The sequence below is a fragment of the Protofrankia sp. Cas8 genome (assembly GCF_963555845.1).
Taxonomy (GTDB): domain Bacteria; phylum Actinomycetota; class Actinomycetes; order Frankiales; family Frankiaceae; genus Protofrankia.
In genome coordinates this window covers 10,063-23,575 of the sequence record NZ_CAUVXI010000027.1, presented here as the reverse complement: position 1 = coordinate 23,575, position 13,513 = coordinate 10,063, and the positions used below count along the sequence as shown (strand labels likewise).

The following is a 13,513-nucleotide window of genomic DNA, read 5'->3' as shown; positions in this document are numbered from 1 at the left end:
AAGCCACCGTCTGGTCTGTCAGGATCGGAGGCGTGGAGTACGTCCTCATCATCATCGCGATCGTCGTGTTCGGTCTTGTCGCGTCCGCCGGCTTGGTGCTGGGCACCCGGCGCCGACGTCGAATCCCGCCCACCCGCGCCCGGCCGCATCCGGGCGTGGACTACCGGCCCGGGGTGGGTGACGACGCCGAGATCCCACGGGACACACCCCGGCGGACGGTCGAGACCGTCGATATCCCCGAGGCTGAGGCCGAGGCCGAACTGTACGAACTGGAACTCGAACGGGAAGCCCAACTGGAGGTACCGGCCCCGGCCGCGGGCCGGTTGGTCCGCCTGCGGGAACGGCTCGCGCGGTCCCAGAACAGCCTGGGCCGCGGCCTTCTGCTGCTGTTGTCCCGGGACAACCTTGATGACGAGGCCTGGGACGACGTCGAGACGACCCTGCTGGTCGCCGATGTGGGCGTGATACCTACCCAGGAGCTGGTCGCGTCGCTGCGCACGAAGGTCAAGGTTCTCGGCGCCCGGCGGCCTGCGGATGTGCGTGCGCTGCTGCGGGACGAGCTGCTCGCCCAGATCGGTACCAGCATGGACCGCACGCTGCACGCGGCCGCGGACGGCCGGCCCGCGAACATCCTCGTTGTCGGGGTGAACGGCACCGGCAAGACCACGACCTGCGGAAAGATTGCCCGTCTGCTGGTGGCGGACGACCGCACGGTGGTGCTGGGCGCGGCCGACACCTTCCGGGCCGCCGCCGCCGACCAGCTGGAGACGTGGGGGAGCAGGGTCGGCGCGCAGACGGTGCGCGGGGCCGAGGGTGGAGATCCGGCGTCGGTCGCCTTCGAGGCCGCCAAACGAGGGATCGGTGTCGGAGCGGACGCCGTGGTGGTGGACACAGCCGGGCGCCTGCACACGAAGGCCGGGCTCATGGACGAGCTCGTCAAGATCAAACGTGTGGTGACCAAGATCGGTCCCGTGGACGAGGTTCTGCTCGTCCTCGACGCGACGACCGGGCAGAACGCCGTGGAACAGGCCCGGGTGTTCACCCGGGCGGTGGACATCACGGGCATCGTGCTCACCAAGCTCGACGGGACCGCCAAGGGTGGCATCGTGATCGCGGTCCAGCGGGAACTCGGCGTGCCGGTGAAGCTGGTCGGTCTCGGGGAAGGGCCCGACGACCTCGCGCCGTTCGATCCGGAGGCATTCGTCGACGCGCTGCTGGGGGATCCGGCGAACTGACCGGGGCACCCCTGACAGAGCGTCGTCGGGGCCCACGCTGTGGCCACGGGGAGTCTCTTTCACCCGGCGTCGCGGCGACCTACAGTGCCAAGGTGGGGTTCGGACCCGGCCGGACCCGGTGGCCGGGCCGTGATGTCCGGCGAGGTGTACCCGCCGTCCTCGATGGGGAGGGCGGTGATCGCTGCAGGTTTGCACCGTGATCACCGTGTGGGCGTACCTCGTCGGGCTGTCCGCAGCGCTGTCCCGGTGCGTACCCTGAGAGCTGCGGTTCGCCAGCGATCTCGGAGTGTGCGCGTGTTCGACACCCTGTCCAGCCGCCTCGACAAGGCTTTCTCGTCGCTCCGCGGCAAGGGGCGGTTGTCCGAGGCTGACATCAATGCGACCGCCCGGGAGATCCGGGTGGCGTTGCTGGAGGCCGACGTCGCGTTGCCGGCGGTCCGGGCCTTCATCGAAGCCGTGCGTGAGCGGGCGATGGGTTCGGAGGTCTCGGCCTCGCTGAACCCGGCCCAGCAGGTCATCAAGATCGTGAACGAAGAGCTCATCGCGATCCTGGGCGGCGGCACCGCGACCCTGCGGTTCGCCAAGGCGCCTCCCACCGTCATCCTCCTCGCCGGCCTGCAGGGCACCGGCAAGACGACGCTCGCCGGCAAGCTCGGCCGGTGGCTTGCGGCCCAGGGGCACACGCCACTGCTGGTCGCCGCCGACCTGCAACGTCCGAACGCGGTCACCCAGCTTCAGGTCGTGGCCGCCCGGGCCGGGGTCGACGTCTTCGCGCCCGAGCCCGGCAACGGGGTGGGCGACCCGGTCGCGGTCGCGCGTGCCGCTGTGGAACACGCGCGGCGTCGTCACCATGACGTGGTGGTCGTCGACACCGCCGGCCGTCTCGGCGTGGACGTCGAGATGATGCGGCAGGCGGCGGACATCAGGGATGTCACGTCGCCGGACGAGATCCTGTTTGTCGTCGACGCGATGATCGGCCAGGACGCCGTCACCACCGCGCAGGCCTTCGCCGACGGCGTCGGTTTCAGTGCGGTCGTGCTCACCAAGCTCGACGGCGACGCCCGCGGTGGCGCCGCGTTGTCGGTCGCGCACCTGACCGGCAGGCCGATCATGTTCGCGTCGACCGGTGAGGCGCTGGAGGACTTCGACGTCTTCCACCCCGAGCGGATGGCGTCGCGCATTCTGGGAATGGGCGACGTTCTCACCCTCATCGAGCAGGCGGAGAAGGCCTTCGAGGCCGATCAGGCCGAGGCGATGGCGGCGAAGATGGCCGCCTCGGAGTTCACCCTGTCGGATTTCCTCGACCAGATGCTCGCCGTCCGCAAGATGGGCCCGATCGCCAACCTGCTCGGAATGCTGCCCGGGATGGGGCAGATGAAGGAGCAGTTGTCCCAGATCGGTGAACGCGACGTCGACCGGGTGGTTGCGATCATCCGGTCGATGACCCCGGCTGAGCGCCACGACCCGCGGATTCTCCAGGCGTCCCGCAAGGCTCGGGTGGCCCGAGGTTCCGGCGTCACCGTCACCGAGGTCAACCAGCTGCTCGACAGGTTCGCCGAGGCGCGCAAGGTCATGAAGAAGATGACCGGCGGTATGGGGTTGCCCGGCGGTGGGCAGAGCGGCCGGGGCGCGGCCAACCGCAAGGCGGGCAAGAAGGGAAAGGGCGCGAACCGCAAGGGCAATCCGGCCGCACGCGCCGCGCAGACGCAGGCGCAGGAGGCCGCAGCGCAGGCGCGGCGCGCGGGCGCCACACCGGGCGCCACACCGGGCGCCACACCGGGCGGCCTACCCGGCGGCCCGCCGGCCGGGCCTGGTGATGCGGCCCTGCCCGACCTGTCCGCCCTGATGCGTGGCAGCGGTTTGCCACCGGGGGGGCCACCGCCCGGGCGGGGTCGCGGCAGACAGCGTTGACATGCTCCGGGCAGTGTCCACCGGCCCGGGGGCGTATCGGCGCTCGCGATCTGGCAAACTATGGGAACGACATGGGTTCCTCACCATCGGCGTCGTCGCGGTGGCCCTCTCCGCCGCTTTGACGCTCCGAAAACCCAGCTGCCGGTGTTCCGCGTCCCCACCGTGGCATTCCAGTGGCTACTGACGTACGTCTGGAGCAGTTCGACAATCGTGGCAACCAAGATCAAACTTCAGCGTCTCGGCAAGATGCGCGAGCCGCACTACCGCATCGTCATCGCGGATGCCCGTACCAAGCGAGACGGACGGGTCATCGAGGCGATCGGGCAGTATCACCCCAAGTCCGACCCGAGCATCATCAAGGTGGACGGCGAACGCGCCGGGTACTGGCTCGGTGTGGGCGCTCAGCCGACCGAGCCGGTGCTCGCGATCCTCAAGGTCACCGGTGACTGGCAGAAGTTCAAGGGTCTGCCGGCGCCACCGCCGATGAAGGTTGCGGCTCCCAAGCCAGACAAGCGGGAGATCTTCCAGGCTGCGGCCCGGGCAGCCGCGGGTCTCGGCGACAAGCCCGCCACCACCCCGAAGAAGGCCAAGAAGGCTACGGACGACGCACCCGCGGGCGAGCAGCAGCAGAGCGCGCCGGCGGCCGAGCCGTCGACTCCGGCGGGGCAGTAAGTGCTGGAGGCCGCGCTCGAGCATCTTGTCCGGGGCATCGTCGATCATCCCGATGATGTGCGCGTCGACATGCAGTCGGGTCGCCGGGGTCGGACCCTGGAGGTCCGTGTGCATCCCGACGATCTCGGCAAGGTAATCGGGCGCGGCGGGCGGACCGCCCGCGCGCTGCGGACGGTCATGGCCGGTGTGGGAGGTCGGGGTCTGCGTGTCGACGTCGTCGACGTCGACCGGTAGTCGGCGGCCTTCGGGCAGCCCGGCCGATGCGCCGGTCGTCGTCGGTCGGATCGGGCGTCCCCATGGCGTCCGCGGGGACGTGACGATCGACGTCCGGACCGATGTTCCGGACCGACGCTTCGCGCCGGGGTCGCGGTTTCACGGCGACACCCCCGCCGCTGGTCCGTTGGTGATCGCCGGGTCGCGTTGGCACGCCGGGCGCCTGCTCGTACGGTTCGAGGGGGTCGATGACCGCGGCGCCGCCGAAGCCCTGCGTGGCCGGATCCTCACCATTGCGCCCGACGCCGTCGGTGCCGCTGCGGACGAGGACGATGACGCCGCGGACGACCTGTGGTGGGACCGCGACCTCGTCGGACTCCAGGTGGTGACCGTGGACGGCGCCGCCGTCGGTGTGGTTGTCGATGTGGTCCACACACCGGCCGGGGAGCTGCTCGCGGTCGGTTGCCCAGACGGGGGGGAGGTACTCGTGCCGTTCGTGCGCGAGTTCGTCCCCAGCGTCGAGGTGTCCGACGGCCGGTGCGTGGTCGACCCGCCGCCAGGCCTGTTCGACCTGGAGTGACTATGCGTGTTGACATAATCACTATCTTTCCCGGGTATCTCAGCCCACTGGAACTGTCGCTGGTCGGCCGGGCGCGTGAGCGGGGCATCCTCGACGTTCATCTGCACGATCTCCGGCAGTGGGCGAGCGACGTGCACCGGACCGTTGACGACGCCCCCTATGGCGGGGGGCCGGGCATGGTGATGCGGCCGGAACCGTGGTGGGCGGCGCTGACCGAGGTGAGCGAATCGGGCGCGGCCGGTGGCCGGCGACCGCGGATCATCGTCCCGACCCCGGTCGGCCGGCCCTTCACCCAGGCTTACGCCGGCGGCTTGGCCGCGCAACCGTGGCTGGTGTTCTGTTGTGGCCGCTATGAGGGAATCGACGCGCGGGTCATTGAGGAGTGGGCCGACGACGAGATCTCGATCGGTGACTACGTGCTGGCCGGGGGAGAGGTCGCCACCCTGGTGATACTGGAGGCGGTCATCCGGCTGTTGCCCGGTGTGGTGGGAAACGCCGAGTCCGTTGCCGACGACTCCTTCGCCGACGGGCTGCTGGAACCGCCGGTGTACACCCGCCCACCGGTGTGGCACGACCGCGAGGTGCCCGCGGTGCTGCGCTCCGGTGATCACGGCGCCATCAGCCGGTGGCGCCGGGAGGTGGCTGTGGCGCGGACCGCACACCGCCGGCCGGATCTGTTGGCTGGCACCTACCCGGCTGGCACCGACCCGGCTGGTACCGACCCGGCTGCCACCGACCCGGCTGGTCGTGTGGCACAGTAGGATGCGGTGTCCGGCCGTCCGCCGCCCCAGTTCGAATGTCTGCTGGGTGGCATCATGATCCAGATGAGTGGATCGTCTTTGGCGGTTGGACCGTAGTCGATTCATCCCCGTCATCCCCGTGAGAAAGCGACTGCCATGCAAACCCTGGACAGCCTCGACGCCGCGTCGCTGAGGACCGACGTCCCGCAGTTCTGGCCGGGCGACACCCTGAAGGTCCACGTCCGTGTCGTCGAGGGCAATCGCCAGCGCATCCAGGTTTTCCAGGGCGTTGTGATCCGCCGGCAGGGCGGTGGCGTTCGCGAGACCTTCACGGTCCGCAAGGTCAGTTTCGGTGTCGGGGTTGAGCGAACCTTTCCGGTTCACAGCCCGGTCGTCTCCAAGATCGAAATCGTGACCAGTGGTGATGTGCGGCGAGCGAAGCTGTACTACCTCCGTGAGTTGCGCGGCAAGGCTGCAAAGATCAAGGAAAAGCGTCGGCCGGCTGGACGCTGAACTTTGCGTGGAGTGGCGCAGCCGTTGGCCGTGCGTTGTCGTTTCTACGTCACCGTGTCGTCGCCGGGGCCGACCGTGCGCGTAGGGTGGTCAGCGATCGGTCCCGATCGGATACCACGGTGAAGATCATCAAATTCGGCCGATATCGGCCAACCCATGAGGTGGCGCGGTGAGTGGAGCCGAGCAGAGTCTTCCGGCGCGCTGGAACAATTCTGTTCCGGCCAGTGGCCAGGGATCGCCCGATGACGGCTTGGGGCAACAGGACGGCGTGGAGCAGCAGGACGGCTTCGGGCAGAAGACGGGGCATGACGGCGAAGCCGCCCACGCTGCACATGATCTTGTTGGGCCCGTCGTGGCGAACGGCCGCGGGGAAGAGGCCGTGACGTTGCCGGCCGAGGCATCCGACCCGGTGGTGAGTGCGGAGCCCGTGACCAGTGGTGACGCCCAGGGGGTCGCGACGGATCCGACCGCACCGGCGCCGACCCCACGGCGCGGGCGTCTGGGCCTGGGCCGAGGCCGGGGCAGTCGCGGCGGCAGGGGTTCATTCGCCCGCGAGCTACCCGTCCTCGTGCTGGTGGCATTCCTGCTCGCGCTGGTCATCAAGGCGTTCCTCGTCCAGGCGTTCTGGATCCCGACCGTCTCGATGGAACGGACCCTGCTGGTCAACGACCGGGTTCTGGTCAACAAGCTCGTCTACCGCTTCAGGGACGTCCACCGCGGTGAGATTGTCGTCTTCAACGGCGACGGAACCGGCTTTGAGCGGGCGGAGACCCTGATCGACCCGCCGAGCAACATCGTTTCCCGTGCGGTGCGCTCGGTCCAGGGCGTGCTCGGCCTCGGCGCCCCCAGCGACAAGGACTTCATCAAGCGTGTCATCGGCGTGGGTGGGGACACCGTCGCCTGTTGTGATGCTCAGGGACGGGTGACGGTCAACGACAAGCCACTCGATGAGCCGTACGTCTACGAAAACAGTCCGGCCGGGTCCGGACGCGAATTCGCTCCGGTGAAAGTGCCAGCCGGCGAGCTGTGGGTCATGGGTGACCACCGCAGCGAGTCGTCGGATTCGCGGGTGAATGGGACAATCCCGGAAAGCAAGGTCGTCGGCCGCGCGTTCGTGCGGGTATGGCCCCTGAGTCGGGTGGCATTTCTGTCCCCGCCGAACATTTTCGCCTCCGCCTCCGGTCTGACGGGGGCTGGCGTGGTGGCGTTGGGCGGGGTTGCCGCATCTCGGCGGCGAGCACCGTCGGGACGGCGAGCACCGTCGGGACGGCGAGCACCGTCGGGAAGGAGCCCGGGTGACGACAGGGGCGACGATGATCGCCGTCGGCGGCGACGTCCAACCCGACCGCACGCTGCCGTTCACCCCGGCCAGCGCGACGATCCGACGTGACGGCGGGCTGTGGGGGTACGAGCGTGCGCTCTGGCGCCGGGGGCTCGGTCCCGTTGCCGGGGTTGACGAGGCCGGCCGTGGCGCGTGCGCGGGTCCGCTCGTGGTCGCGGCCGTCATTCTTCCCACGGGTGGATCACGCCGGCTCGGTGCGCTGGCAGACTCCAAACGGCTGTCCGCCCGTCTGCGTGACCAGGTGTTCGAAGGCATACTCGGCGTCGCTCAGGCCTGGGCGACCGTCGTGATCGACGCCTCCGAGATCGACGTGGCGGGTGTACATGTGGCGAACACAACCGGAATGCGTCGCGCGGTGGCCCGGTTGGTTGCGCGGCCCGGATATGTCCTGACCGACGGGTTCGCCGTGGCGGGATTGGGAGTCGGCTCCACCGCAGTGCTCAAGGGGGACCAGGTGGTGGCCTGCGTAGCAGCGGCGTCCGTCATCGCCAAGGTGACCAGGGATCGGATCATGGATGGCTTGCACTCCGGGTATCCCGAGTACGATTTTGCGCAGCACAAGGGGTACGTCACGGCCGCACACGCCGCGGCTCTTGCTGCTTACGGGCCGTGTGAACAGCATCGGATGTCGTATGTCAATGTGGCAGGAGCGTACCGCGAACGACTGTCGCGGCTGGAGGACGTCGTGACACCGACCGGGCTACGCAGCGCGACGGAGGGCGCATGAGCGCCGAAGACCTCGAAAAGTACGAGACCGAGATGGAGCTTCAGCTCTATCGCGAGTACCGCGATGTCGTCGGTCTGTTCTCTTACGTGATCGAGACTGATCGTCGTTTCTACCTGGCGAACGACTACCAGATCGATGTCCGCAACAGCGCCGGCGAGGTCTTCTTCGAACTCACCCTGCGTGATGCGTGGGTGTGGGACATGTTCCGGCCGGCGCGGTTCGTGAAGAACGTCCGTGTCGTCACGTTCAAGGACATCAACGTCGAGGAGCTGACCAAAGCGGAGCTCTGAGGGCCGCTGTGTCCAGCTTCGGGCTGGCTGCGGTCTGGTCTGTGGATGAACGCACGTTGTCCACAGAAAGTGATCTTTTCTCGCCAAGGGCTGACCGGTCGACCACTCTGATCTCCACGGGCGCGTCCGTCGCCCGTGGACGGGAGCGGACGATGCGGGTCAAGGATGCGCTCGGGCGGTTCGGGGAGGACACCGCCGTCCGGTATCTGTTGGACGGCGGCATGGAGATTGTCGACCGCAACTGGCGGTGCGCCGCGGGCGAGGTCGACATCGTCGCCCGGGACGGTTCGTGTCTGGTGTTCTGCGAGGTCAAGACCCGCTCCGGGGACCGCTACGGGACGCCGGCTGCGGCCGTGGTCCCCGCCAAGGTTGCGCGGATCCGCCGGGTCGCCGCACAGTGGCTTCATGATCATGACCATGAGCTGGTGGCGTTGCGGTTCGACGTCGTCGAGGTGTATCGCCGCTGGGACCGCCCGATTCGGGTGGAACACCTACGAGGGGCGTTCTGATGCCGCTCGCGCGGGCGTTCAGCGTTGCCATCGTGGGGGTGCACGGGCACATCGTCGAGGTCGAGGCGGATCTCGCGAACGGGCTGCCGGCCATCACCCTCGTCGGCCTGCCGGACGCGGCGCTGCACGAGGCCAAGGACCGCATCCGCGCCGCGATCGTCAACTCGGGTCAGGCCTGGCCCAACCAGCGGATCACAGTCGGGCTCTTCCCCGCGACCCTGCCGAAGTCCGGTAGCGGGTTCGACGTGGCGATGGCCGCCGCGGTTCTCGGCGCGGCGGCCACAGTTCCGCCGGAGTCGCTTCGCGGTCGGGTGCTGCTCGGAGAACTCGCACTGGACGGTCGGTTGCGGCCCGTGCGCGGCGTGCTGCCAGCGGTGATGTCCGCGCTCGACGCGGGCATTGACCGCGTCGTCGTTCCCGAGGCCAACGGTGCGGAGGCGGCGTTGGTCCCGGGTGTCGTCGTCGAACCCGTGGCGGATCTCGACTGCCTGATCCGGCTCTTGCGTGGTGAGTACGTGCCGGATCGACCGCCCAGAATCATCATGGATGCGCCGCCGGCCGCCACGCAGGATGCCGGCGATCTCGCCGACGTGGCGGGCCAGTCCCGCGGGCGCCTGGCGGTCGAGGTGGCGGCCGCCGGCGGCCACCACCTGTTCATGCAAGGTCCACCGGGCAGCGGCAAGACCATGCTGGCGGAGCGGTTGCCAGGCCTGCTGCCCGCGCTCGACACCGAGGCTGCGCTTGAGGTCACCGCCGTGCACTCGGTTGCCGGGTTGCTGCCGGCGCACTGCCCGCTCGTGCTCCGGCCACCATTTCGCAGCCCGCACCATTCGGCAACGCCAGGTGCACTCGTCGGTGCCGGTTCAACTGTGTTGCGGCCGGGCCTGGCCAGCCAGGCACACCGCGGTGTGCTGTTTCTCGACGAGGCCCCCGAATTCGCCCGTCTCACGTTGGACGCGTTACGTCAGCCGCTGGAAAGCGGGGTGATCGAGCTTGCCCGGGCCCGGATCAGCGCTCGGTTTCCCGCCCGGTTCCTGCTGGTGTTGGCGGCGAACCCGTGCCCATGCGCCCGGGCGGGCGGCGCTGCGGCCAAACTGTGCGACTGCCCGAGCCTGGTTCGTCGGCGTTATCTCTCCCGGCTGTCGGGACCCCTGCTCGACCGGGTGGATCTGCAGGTGGAGCTTGCCGCGCCGAGCCGTGCCGAGCTGCGAGCGGACTACAAGTACGCCGAGACCTCCGCGGTGGCGGCCGAGCGCGTCCAGCGCGCTCGGCAGGCGGCCTCGCGCCGGCTGGCCGGTACGCCATGGCGTACCAACGCCGAGATCCCCGGTCCGGCTCTGCGCCGAATGTGGCCGCTGCCGGCCGGCGTGACCCGACCGGCCGATCTTGCCTTCGAATCGGGTCACCTGACCGCTCGGGGGCTCGACCGGGTCCTGCGGGTCGCCTGGACCCTCGCCGACCTCGCAGGCGTGGCGTGCCCCGGGCCGACCCAGCTCGGGATGGCTCTGGACCTGCGCCTACCAGGGCGGTCCCAGTGACCGCCGACAGCGAGCGGTTGGCTCGGGTGGCCCTGGCACGCGCGGTCGGGTCTGACAAGCCGGCGATCAGTATCGAGGTCGCCCGCCGCGGGGCGGCATCGGTCTGGGCCGATCTACGCGTGCGCCATCCCGATGTCGACCCGGAGCGCGACCTTCGCCTGCTGGCCACACTCGGCGGGCGACTGCTCTGCCCGGGTGACCCGGAGTGGCCGTCCGCGCTGGGCGTACTTCGCGATGTGCCCGGGGCCGATGCGCACACCGAACCGGGCGAACCGCTCGCGCTGTGGGTGCACGGCGCCGGGGACCTCAACCAGTTGTGCGAGCGCGCCGTGGCGGTCGTGGGGTCGCGCGCGGCCACGGCCTATGGAACGACGGTCACCTCTGATCTTGCCTCGGGGCTGTCGGACCGGGGCTGGACGGTGGTCTCCGGGGCGGCCTTCGGCATTGACGCGGCTGCCCATCGCGGCGCGCTCGCGGCCGGTGGGCCCACGATCGCGGTCCTTGCCGGCGGCGTCGACATCGCCTATCCGCGTGCCCACGCGGAGCTGCTGGCGCGTATCCGCGACAACGGGCTGGTCCTGAGCGAGGCACCACCGGGCAGCTCGCCCTACCGGGGGCGCTTTCTGACCCGTAACAGGATCATCGCCGCGTTGACCCGGGGCACGGTTCTGGTCGAGGCGGGTCATCGAAGCGGCGCTCTGAACACCGCTCGGCATGCACGGCGCCTGGGGCGGGTGGTCATGGCTGTTCCAGGACCGGTTACCAGCGCGCTGAGCGTGGGTTGTCACCGTCTGTTGCGGACGCACCGTGAACAGACCGTCCTGGTCACCGATGCGGCCGAGGTCTGTGAGGAAATCGGCGCGGTCGGTGAGCTCGCCGGCCACCTGCCCGTACCGCCGGGCATCCGCGATGGCCTTCCCGAGCTCGTGCGCCGGCTCCTTGATGTCATGCCGGCGCGGGGGTCGGTGGGTGGGGCGGTGCTCGCCGAACGGGTGGGTGAGCGGCCGGAAACCGTACAGGCCCTGATGGGCCCCCTTGTCGTGGCCGGTCTGGTGGAGCATCGAGCTGGCGGGTACAGCCTGACGGCACTGGGCCGGGCGCCGTCGGCGGCCACTGCGTCGCGCCCACCGGAAAGCTGATCGTTGTTGGAGAGCTGATCCTTGTTGACCTGGCCACCGGGACAGGGCACGGTCGGGCATATGGGTGGTGAGACGGGTGCTCGCGCGGATGCGGTTACCTGGGATGTCGCTGTTGACGCCTACCTGAGGTACCTGGCCACCGAGCGGAACCGGTCGGTCGAGACCGTCCGTGCCTACACGGTCGATCTCCGAAACCTGTGCGGGTACGCCCGTGGGGTGGGGCGCCACGAACTGGTGGAACTCGATCTTGACGTGCTGCGCGGCTGGCTCGCCGCGATGCGCTCCGGCGGCAGCGCCGCCGCGACCGTGGCCCGCCGGGCGTCGGTCGCCCGCGGCTTCAGCGCGTTCGCGGCGAGGCGGGGCTGGCTGCCCGTCGACGTCGCCGATCGGCTCGCCGGCCCGCGGCGATCGGCGACGCTGCCGACCGTGCTGACCGCCGTCCAGGCGTGGGAACTGCTGGCGGTGGATCCGCGGACGGAGGCCGACGACGGACCGGCCGAACCGCGACGGGATGCGCTCCGTGCGCGGGACTGCGCGGTTGTCGAACTGCTGTACGCGACCGCCACCCGCGTCGGTGAGTTGTGTGGTCTGGACCTCGACGACGTCGACGACGAACGGCGGCTCGTGCGGGTGCTGGGCAAGGGCGGGCACGAGCGTGCGGTTCCGTTCGGCCTGCCCGCGCGACGCGCATTGCGGGCCTGGCTGGACGCCGGTCGGCTGGCGCTCGCGGTGCCCGGTAGCGGCGGAGCGCTGTTTCTCGGCGCACGCGGTGGCCGGTTGGACCCGCGCACGGTCCGCCGTATTCTCAGCGCCCGTCTGGCCGCGGTGGGCAGCGCCCGAACCGCGAGCCCCCATGGCCTTCGGCACGCCGCGGCCACCCACCTGCTGGAAGGCGGTGCCGATCTGCGCTCGGTGCAGGAGCTGCTGGGGCACGCAAGTCCCGCGACCACACAGATCTACACCCATGTCACGGCGGAACGGCTCCGGGCCGCCTATGAACAGGGGCACCCCCGGGCCTGAGGGCAATCGGTCCGACGGGACGGGTTCAAGCCAGTGGCAGCAGCCTGGGCTGGCGGTGCGGCAGCAGACTGAGCGGATTGAGGTAGCGGGCTCCGTCGAGCAGGCCCCAGTGCAGGCAGGCGTCAGCGGGACACCCCGGATGCCCCACGACGAGCCGGCCGATGATCTCGCCGCCGGCCACTGACCGGCCCTCGGGGACAACCGGAATGACGGGTTCGTAGGTCGTTCGCAGTGCCCCGTGATTGATCGTGATCACGCCACGCCCGGCGATCATGCCGGCGAACGAGACGGTTCCCGGACCGGCGGCGCGCACGTCCGCGGCTGGCCTGCCTACCAGGTCGACACCGCGGTGGCCCGGTCCGTAGGGCGTCGCGGGTGGCACGAAGCCGCGACCGATCACCAGCGGGCCGTCCAGCGGCGCCCGCCAGCGTGCTGGCCCGGGTGCCGGCGCCGGTGCCGGGGCGGTTGCCGCCAGGGTCCGGTAGCTGGCAACCGTGTGCGGCCATCGGCTGACCATGAGGGTGACCAGCAGGGCCAGGACGAGGATGACGGCTCGATGCCGGGGTGGTGGGATCATGGCGGCTCCTTGGTTCGCTCCAGGCCTCGGGCCTGTACCGATCTCCGGTCACCAGTGCCACGGTGCCTGCATCGGCGGCCTCGGTCACGCGCGGACAGCCTCCTGTGGACAACCCGCGCAGGAGCGCGGTGCCGGTGGGCGTAGAATCGGGGACACGGCTCGTGCCGTCGAGCTGAATACGCGCGCCCTTTCTCTGCCGACCTTCGTGGTGTGGCGGGGAAGGCTTCCTCGGTCCGCCGTTCCCGCGGTGGTAGGGGCCAGCAGGGCGTCAGGGGCCCCGGTCGCCGGCTGGGGCCTGTAACCGAGGTGCGCCGGTCCGCCCGGCGCCGGAAGGGAGCGACTAGCCATGGCTGTCGTCACCATGAAGCAGTTGCTCGAAAGCGGTGTCCACTTCGGTCACCAGACAAAGCGCTGGAACCCGAAGATGAAGCGCTTTATCTTCACCGAACGTAATGGCATCTACATCATCGACCTGCAGCAGACCCTGTCCTACATCGACCGGGCCTA

Annotated in this window: 16 protein-coding genes; 15 read left to right on the top strand and 1 reads right to left on the bottom strand. The window is 69.8% G+C overall.

Annotation, left to right across the window (positions count from 1 at the left end; translation table 11 throughout):
• The first annotated feature begins 32 nt into the window (after positions 1-32).
• From ftsY to U9977_RS06700, 14 genes are all read left to right on the top strand, one after another.
• Positions 33-1,235 carry a signal recognition particle-docking protein FtsY gene (gene ftsY, locus U9977_RS06765; RefSeq protein WP_322748314.1) on the top strand — a complete coding sequence of 401 codons (1,203 nt, stop codon included), beginning with the start codon at positions 33-35 and terminating at the stop codon, positions 1,233-1,235.
• A 294-nt stretch (positions 1,236-1,529) separates the two neighbouring features.
• The gene (gene ffh, locus U9977_RS06760) at positions 1,530-3,146 is read left to right on the top strand and encodes a signal recognition particle protein (RefSeq protein WP_322748313.1); all 1,617 of its coding nucleotides are present in this window, start codon (positions 1,530-1,532) and stop codon (positions 3,144-3,146) included.
• 210 nt (positions 3,147-3,356) lie between these two features.
• Positions 3,357-3,818: a 30S ribosomal protein S16 gene (gene rpsP / locus U9977_RS06755; protein ID WP_322748312.1), complete on the top strand. Its 462-nt coding sequence runs from the start codon at positions 3,357-3,359 to the stop codon at positions 3,816-3,818.
• Positions 3,819-4,052 (top strand): RNA-binding protein, encoded by a 234-nt coding sequence (locus U9977_RS06750; RefSeq protein WP_239311291.1) that lies wholly within the window; start codon positions 3,819-3,821, stop codon positions 4,050-4,052. It abuts the gene before it with no gap.
• Positions 4,024-4,611 carry a ribosome maturation factor RimM gene (rimM, locus tag U9977_RS06745; protein ID WP_322748311.1) on the top strand — a complete coding sequence of 196 codons (588 nt, stop codon included), beginning with the start codon at positions 4,024-4,026 and terminating at the stop codon, positions 4,609-4,611. Before U9977_RS06750 ends, rimM begins: the two co-directional genes overlap by 29 nt.
• Before the next feature lie 2 nt (positions 4,612-4,613).
• Positions 4,614-5,372, top strand: a complete 759-nt coding sequence (gene trmD / locus U9977_RS06740) for a tRNA (guanosine(37)-N1)-methyltransferase TrmD (RefSeq protein WP_322748310.1) — start codon at positions 4,614-4,616, stop codon at positions 5,370-5,372.
• Positions 5,373-5,507: 135 nt separating this feature from the next.
• Positions 5,508-5,864 (top strand): 50S ribosomal protein L19, encoded by a 357-nt coding sequence (gene rplS, locus U9977_RS06735; RefSeq protein WP_322748309.1) that lies wholly within the window; start codon positions 5,508-5,510, stop codon positions 5,862-5,864.
• Between the two features lie 169 nt (positions 5,865-6,033).
• Positions 6,034-7,254: a signal peptidase I gene (gene lepB / locus U9977_RS06730; RefSeq protein ID WP_322748308.1), complete on the top strand. Its 1,221-nt coding sequence runs from the start codon at positions 6,034-6,036 to the stop codon at positions 7,252-7,254.
• The gene (locus tag U9977_RS06725) at positions 7,178-7,933 is read left to right on the top strand and encodes a ribonuclease HII (protein ID WP_322752129.1); all 756 of its coding nucleotides are present in this window, start codon (positions 7,178-7,180) and stop codon (positions 7,931-7,933) included. The genes lepB and U9977_RS06725 overlap by 77 nt, the downstream gene beginning before the upstream one ends.
• Complete coding sequence (locus U9977_RS06720) at positions 7,930-8,223, top strand: DUF2469 domain-containing protein (protein WP_239310639.1); 294 nt, start codon at positions 7,930-7,932, stop codon at positions 8,221-8,223. The genes U9977_RS06725 and U9977_RS06720 overlap by 4 nt, the downstream gene beginning before the upstream one ends.
• A 152-nt stretch (positions 8,224-8,375) precedes the next feature.
• The gene (locus U9977_RS06715) at positions 8,376-8,732 is read left to right on the top strand and encodes a YraN family protein (protein WP_322748331.1); all 357 of its coding nucleotides are present in this window, start codon (positions 8,376-8,378) and stop codon (positions 8,730-8,732) included.
• On the top strand, positions 8,732-10,270 hold the full coding sequence (locus tag U9977_RS06710) for a YifB family Mg chelatase-like AAA ATPase (protein ID WP_322748306.1): 1,539 nt from the start codon (positions 8,732-8,734) through the stop codon (positions 10,268-10,270). The genes U9977_RS06715 and U9977_RS06710 overlap by 1 nt, the downstream gene beginning before the upstream one ends.
• Positions 10,267-11,409 (top strand): DNA-processing protein DprA, encoded by a 1,143-nt coding sequence (dprA, locus tag U9977_RS06705; RefSeq protein WP_322748305.1) that lies wholly within the window; start codon positions 10,267-10,269, stop codon positions 11,407-11,409. The genes U9977_RS06710 and dprA overlap by 4 nt, the downstream gene beginning before the upstream one ends.
• Positions 11,410-11,469: 60 nt before the next feature.
• Positions 11,470-12,429, top strand: a complete 960-nt coding sequence (locus tag U9977_RS06700; RefSeq protein WP_322748304.1) for a tyrosine recombinase XerC — start codon at positions 11,470-11,472, stop codon at positions 12,427-12,429.
• 25 nt (positions 12,430-12,454) lie between these two features.
• Here U9977_RS06700 and U9977_RS06695 read toward each other — a convergent pair whose 3' ends face one another.
• Entirely contained in the window at positions 12,455-13,006 is a 552-nt protein-coding gene (locus U9977_RS06695) for a M23 family metallopeptidase (RefSeq protein ID WP_322748303.1), read from the bottom strand.
• Between the two features lie 346 nt (positions 13,007-13,352).
• On the opposite strand from U9977_RS06695, the gene rpsB reads away from it, so the two are divergent.
• The coding region (gene rpsB, locus U9977_RS06690; protein WP_322748330.1) for a 30S ribosomal protein S2 at positions 13,353-13,513 on the top strand (161 nt) is incomplete at its 3' end.

Coding starts and splice junctions, on each gene's coding strand:
- U9977_RS06710 (WP_322748306.1), top strand. CDS start 8,732: ATGCCGCTCGCGCGGGCGTTCAGCGTTGCCATCGTGGGGGTGCACGGG.
- trmD (WP_322748310.1), top strand. CDS start 4,614: ATGCGTGTTGACATAATCACTATCTTTCCCGGGTATCTCAGCCCACTG.
- U9977_RS06700 (WP_322748304.1), top strand. CDS start 11,470: ATGGGTGGTGAGACGGGTGCTCGCGCGGATGCGGTTACCTGGGATGTC.
- rplS (WP_322748309.1), top strand. CDS start 5,508: ATGCAAACCCTGGACAGCCTCGACGCCGCGTCGCTGAGGACCGACGTC.
- U9977_RS06715 (WP_322748331.1), top strand. CDS start 8,376: ATGCGGGTCAAGGATGCGCTCGGGCGGTTCGGGGAGGACACCGCCGTC.
- U9977_RS06720 (WP_239310639.1), top strand. CDS start 7,930: ATGAGCGCCGAAGACCTCGAAAAGTACGAGACCGAGATGGAGCTTCAG.
- U9977_RS06725 (WP_322752129.1), top strand. CDS start 7,178: ATGATCGCCGTCGGCGGCGACGTCCAACCCGACCGCACGCTGCCGTTC.
- U9977_RS06695 (WP_322748303.1), bottom strand. CDS start 13,006: ATGATCCCACCACCCCGGCATCGAGCCGTCATCCTCGTCCTGGCCCTG.